7 protein-coding genes are annotated in these 3505 nt (G+C 57.0%); all 7 read left to right on the top strand.

Going from position 1 to position 3505, the window contains the following annotated elements:
• On the top strand, positions 1 to 436 hold a 436-nt coding region (locus ABYB95_RS19580; protein ID WP_372660729.1), incomplete at its 5' end, for a preprotein translocase subunit SecY.
• An 8-nt stretch (positions 437 to 444) separates the two neighbouring features.
• Positions 445 to 663, top strand: coding sequence for a translation initiation factor IF-1 (gene infA, locus ABYB95_RS19575; protein ID WP_372660726.1), 219 nt, complete (start codon positions 445 to 447; stop codon positions 661 to 663).
• A gap of 43 nt (positions 664 to 706) precedes the next feature.
• Positions 707 to 820 (top strand): 50S ribosomal protein L36, encoded by a 114-nt coding sequence (gene rpmJ, locus ABYB95_RS19570; protein ID WP_084236402.1) that lies wholly within the window; start codon positions 707 to 709, stop codon positions 818 to 820.
• Positions 821 to 840: 20 nt separating this feature from the next.
• The gene (gene rpsM, locus ABYB95_RS19565) at positions 841 to 1206 is read left to right on the top strand and encodes a 30S ribosomal protein S13 (RefSeq protein WP_372660723.1); all 366 of its coding nucleotides are present in this window, start codon (positions 841 to 843) and stop codon (positions 1204 to 1206) included.
• An 18-nt stretch (positions 1207 to 1224) separates the two neighbouring features.
• Positions 1225 to 1629, top strand: a complete 405-nt coding sequence (gene rpsK, locus ABYB95_RS19560) for a 30S ribosomal protein S11 (RefSeq protein ID WP_372660720.1) — start codon at positions 1225 to 1227, stop codon at positions 1627 to 1629.
• A 155-nt stretch (positions 1630 to 1784) separates the two neighbouring features.
• The gene (gene rpsD, locus ABYB95_RS19555; protein WP_372660716.1) at positions 1785 to 2408 is read left to right on the top strand and encodes a 30S ribosomal protein S4; all 624 of its coding nucleotides are present in this window, start codon (positions 1785 to 1787) and stop codon (positions 2406 to 2408) included.
• Between the two features lie 94 nt (positions 2409 to 2502).
• A complete protein-coding gene (gene rpoA, locus ABYB95_RS19550) occupies positions 2503 to 3489 on the top strand; it encodes a DNA-directed RNA polymerase subunit alpha (RefSeq protein ID WP_372660713.1) in 987 nt (328 codons plus the stop codon).
• The last annotated feature ends 16 nt before the right edge of the window (positions 3490 to 3505 follow it).

The raw sequence follows: 3505 nt of genomic DNA, 5'->3' as shown, positions 1-3505 counted from the left end.
CACGCGCTGGTTGCGGGACATCGCGTCCGCACTGTCGCCGGGGCAGCCAATTTACGTGGCGTTGTACGCAGCAGCCATCATTTTCTTCTGCTTCTTCTACACCGCGTTGGTTTTCAACAGCCGTGAGACCGCAGACAACCTGAAAAAGAGTGGCGCCTTCATCCCGGGGATTCGTCCTGGGGACCAGACGGCCCGCCACATCGACAAGATCTTGCTGCGTTTGACGCTGGCCGGAGCGATCTATATCACGGGTGTGTGTCTGTTGCCCGAGTTCCTGATCCTGAAGTACAACGTGCCGTTCTATTTTGGCGGCACCTCCCTGTTGATCATTGTTGTGGTCACCATGGACTTCATGGCCCAGGTTCAAAATTACATGATGTCGCAGCAATACGAATCGCTGCTTAAAAAGGCTAACTTCAAAACTTCTATCGGCTGAGTTGTGTCATGGCCAAGGATGATGTGATTGAGATGCAAGGCGAGGTTGTAGAAAACCTCCCCAATGCGACCTTCAGAGTCAAGCTTGAAAATGGACACGTGGTGCTGGGTCACATATCCGGCAAGATGCGCAAACATTACATACGTATCTTGCCGGGCGATAAGGTCAAAGTGGAGCTCACGCCGTATGACCTGACCAAGGCGCGGATTGTGTTCCGCGCGAAGTGAAGAGTCGGTTGTTGAATGTTTTTGGAATTTCTAGGAGAAAACTATGAGAGTTTCGGCGTCGGTCAAGAAAATGTGCCGCAACTGTAAGATCATCAAGCGGCACGGGATTGTGCGGGTCATCTGTACCGATCCCCGTCACAAACAGCGTCAAGGCTGATGGAAGTTTAGAGGACCAAAATGGCTCGTATTGCAGGCATCAACATTCCGCCGCACAAGCACGCTGAAATCGGCTTGACGGCAATTTTCGGCATCGGCCGCACACGCGCTCGCAAAATTTGCGAAGCATGCGGCATCGATTACGCGAAAAAAATCAAAGATCTGGACGACGCGGAACTTGAAAAAGTGCGCGACCAGGTCGGTGTGTACACGATCGAGGGTGACCTCCGCCGTGAGACCACCATGAACATCAAGCGACTGATGGACATTGGCTGCTACCGTGGCTTCCGTCACCGTCGCGGTCTGCCTCTGCGCGGCCAGCGTACCAAGACCAATGCACGTACGCGCAAAGGTCCTCGCAAGGCAGCCCAGTCGCTGAAGAAATAATCGGATTGAAGGATTTCCATGGCCAAGTCTCCCTCCAGCAGCGCAGCTGCCCGTGTTCGCAAAAAGGTCCGCAAGAACATTGCTGACGGCATTGCCCACGTGCACGCTTCGTTCAACAACACCATCATCACCATCACCGACCGCCAGGGCAACGCACTGTCGTGGGCTTCGTCGGGTGGTCAAGGCTTCAAGGGCTCGCGCAAGTCCACACCGTTTGCGGCCCAGGTGGCTTCCGAGGTGGCTGGTCGTGCCGCCATTGATCAAGGCATCAAGAATCTGGATGTCGAGATCAAAGGCCCGGGTCCTGGCCGCGAGTCTTCGGTGCGAGCGCTGGGTGCCCTGGGCATCCGGATCAACTCCATCTCTGATGTGACCCCGGTGCCGCACAACGGTTGCCGTCCACAAAAGCGCCGTCGCATCTGAGGCGCCATACCGCGAATGCGCGGTATAATCGAAAGCTTTTCTTCGAGCGCCACCGCAGTCGCCTGCGGTGGCATTTTTGCTAAGCCCACCGCCACCTCGTACAGAGGCTGGCTCCCGCAACAACAGGTTGCGGCAGATCAATCAAGGACATCCACGTGGCACGTTACCTCGGCCCCAAGGCCAAACTCTCCCGCCGTGAAGGCTCGGACCTGTTGCTCAAGAGCGCCCGCCGCTCCATCAGCGACAAGGCGAAATTCGACTCCAAGCCCGGTCAACATGGCCGTACTTCGGGCATGCGCACCTCGGATTTTGGTATCCAGCTGCGCGAAAAGCAAAAGGTCAAGCGCACCTATGGCGTGCTCGAGCGCCAGTTCCGCCGCTATTTTGCCGAGGCCGACCGCCGCCGTGGCAACACCGGCGCCAACCTGTTGTTCTTGCTGGAAGCCCGCCTGGACAACGTCGTGTTCCGCATGGGGTTTGCGTCAACCCGTGCCGAAGCCCGTCAAATGGTTTCGCACAAGGCGATGACCGTCAACGGCAAAAGCGTCAACATCCCGTCGTACTCGGTGAAAGCCGGTGACGTGATCGCCGTGCGCGAGAAGTCCAAGAAGCAGGCCCGCGTGATCGAGGCCCTGGAGTTGGCCAAGCAGATCGGCTTCCCCGCTTGGGTGGAAGTCTCGGCTGAAAAGGCCGAAGGCGTATTCAAGAAGTCACCCGATCGCGATGAGTTCGCCGCTGACGTCAACGAGTCGTTGATCGTCGAACTGTATTCACGTTAATTTTCGTCCCCGGTCTACACCGCACAGGTGTGGCCGGGCCATGCTCCGTCGGCCTTATCGGTGTAACGAGCCGAGGGTATTGAAGGAAGTCTGAATGCTGAACAATCTGCTAAAACCCAAAACCATCAACGTCGAGCAACTGTCGACGAACCGCGCCAAGGTCACGTTGGAGCCTTTCGAGCGTGGCTACGGCCACACGCTGGGCAATGCTCTGCGCAGGGTTTTGCTGTCGTCCATGACCGGTCATGCCCCGACCGAAGTCACCATCGCTGGCGTCGTGCACGAGTACTCGTCCATCGACGGCGTGCAAGAAGACGTGGTCAACATCTTGTTGAACCTCAAAGGCGTGGTTTTCAAGTTGCACAACCGCGACGAAGTGACCCTGAGCCTGCGCAAAGACGGTGAAGGTTTGGTGACCGCCGCCGACATCCAGACGCCGCACGATGTTGAAATCGTGAACCCGTCGCACGTCATTGCCACCTTGTCTGCTGGCGCCAAGATCGACATGCAGATCAAGGTCGAAAAAGGCCGTGGTTATGTGCCGGGCAGCCTGCGTCGCAACGACGATCAGACACGCTCCATCGGCCGCATCGTGCTTGACGCCTCGTTCTCGCCCGTCAAACGGGTGAGCTACACGGTGGAAAGCGCTCGTGTGGAGCAGCGTACCGATCTGGACAAGCTGGTGCTGGAAATCGAAACCAATGGCTCCATTGGTCCCGAAGAGGCCGTGCGCGCTTCGGCCAAGATTCTGGTTGAACAGCTGGCTGTGTTTGCGCAACTGGAAGGTGTGGAACTCTCCGCCTTTGACGCGCCTGCTCAGCGCAGCACCCAGCAATTCGATCCGATTTTGTTGCGTCCTGTGGATGAGTTGGAACTCACCGTTCGTTCGGCCAACTGCCTCAAAGCAGAAAACATCTACTACATCGGTGATCTGATTCAGCGCACCGAAAACGAGTTGCTCAAGACCCCTAACCTGGGTCGCAAGTCGCTCAACGAAATCAAGGAAGTGCTGGCATCGCGCGGCTTGACCTTGGGCATGAAGCTTGAAAACTGGCCGCCGGCCGGTCTGGACAAGCACTGATAGACCGGAAATATCT

The organism is Hydrogenophaga sp. (assembly GCF_041633695.1).
In the GTDB taxonomy this organism is placed as follows: domain Bacteria; phylum Pseudomonadota; class Gammaproteobacteria; order Burkholderiales; family Burkholderiaceae_C; genus Hydrogenophaga.
This window is presented reverse-complemented; position numbering and strand designations above follow the sequence as displayed.

What these genes read in the sequence shown, in the direction of transcription:
- infA (WP_372660726.1), top strand. Translation starts at nt 445, where the DNA reads ATGGCCAAGGATGATGTGATTGAGATGCAAGGCGAGGTTGTAGAAAAC.
- rpmJ (WP_084236402.1), top strand. Translation starts at nt 707, where the DNA reads ATGAGAGTTTCGGCGTCGGTCAAGAAAATGTGCCGCAACTGTAAGATC.
- rpsM (WP_372660723.1), top strand. Translation starts at nt 841, where the DNA reads ATGGCTCGTATTGCAGGCATCAACATTCCGCCGCACAAGCACGCTGAA.
- rpsK (WP_372660720.1), top strand. Translation starts at nt 1,225, where the DNA reads ATGGCCAAGTCTCCCTCCAGCAGCGCAGCTGCCCGTGTTCGCAAAAAG.
- rpoA (WP_372660713.1), top strand. Translation starts at nt 2,503, where the DNA reads ATGCTGAACAATCTGCTAAAACCCAAAACCATCAACGTCGAGCAACTG.